At 67.7% G+C, this 1,153-nt stretch carries 1 pseudogene; it reads left to right on the top strand.

From position 1 onward, the window contains the following. Window positions 1–1,153: pseudogene (locus LJ657_RS48020) on the top strand (alpha-1,4-glucan--maltose-1-phosphate maltosyltransferase); the annotation flags it as partial.

Here is a 1,153-nt window from a genome sequence, read left to right as displayed (position 1 = left end):
CTGGCGGCGGCGTTGACGCCGGAGGTGGACGAGGTGCTGGCCCGGCATCCGCTGCGGGAGTTCGTCACCGCCTCACAGACCCTGCCCCTGCTGGTGGAACGCGAACGCGCCCTGTACGGCGCCTGGTACGAGTTCTTCCCCCGCTCCGAAGGCACCGAGGACCAGCCGCACGGCACCTTCCGCACCGCCGCCCGCCGCCTGACCGCCATCGCCGCCATGGGCTTCGACGTCCTCTACCTGCCGCCCATCCACCCCATCGGCACCACCTTCCGCAAAGGCCGCAACAACACCCTCTCCGCCGGCCCCGACGACGTCGGCGTCCCCTGGGCCATCGGCTCCCCCGAAGGCGGCCACGACAGCGTCCACCCACAACTGGGCACCATCGAGGACTTCGCCTGGTTCGTACGTGAAGCCGCCCGGCACGGCCTGGAAGTGGCCCTCGACTTCGCGCTCCAGTGCTCCCCCGACCACCCCTGGGTACAGAAACACCCCGAGTGGTTCCACCACCGCCCCGACGGCACCATCGCCCATGCCGAGAACCCGCCCAAGAAGTACCAGGACATCTACCCCATCGCCTTCGACGCCGACCTGGACGGCCTGATCACCGAAACCCTGCGCGTACTCAGGCTCTGGATGAGCCACGGCGTGCGCATCTTCCGCGTGGACAACCCGCACACCAAACCGGTCGTCTTCTGGGAGAAGGTGATCGCGGACATCAACGCCACCGACCCCGACGTGATCTTCCTGGCCGAGGCCTTCACCCGCCCCGCCATGATGCACACCCTCGCCCAGAGCGGCTTCCAGCAGTCCTACACCTACTACACCTGGCGCAACACCAAGCAGGAACTCACCGACTACCTGACCGAACTGACCGGAGAAGCGGCCGCCTACATGCGGCCCAACTTCTTCGTCAACACCCCCGACATCCTCCACGAGTTCCTGCAGCACGGCGGCCGCCCCGCCTTCGAACTCCGCGCGGTACTGGCCGCCACCCTCTCCCCCACCTGGGGCGTCTACTCCGGCTACGAACTGTGCGAGAACACCCCCCTGCGCCAGGGCAGCGAGGAATACCTCGACTCGGAGAAGTACCAGCTACGCCCCCGCGACTGGGAGACAGCCGAACGCCAAGGCCGCACCATCACCCCCCTCATCA

The sequence above is a fragment of the Streptomyces guryensis genome (genome assembly GCF_021261325.1).
Taxonomy (GTDB): domain Bacteria; phylum Actinomycetota; class Actinomycetes; order Streptomycetales; family Streptomycetaceae; genus Streptomyces; species Streptomyces guryensis.
This window is presented reverse-complemented; position numbering and strand designations above follow the sequence as displayed.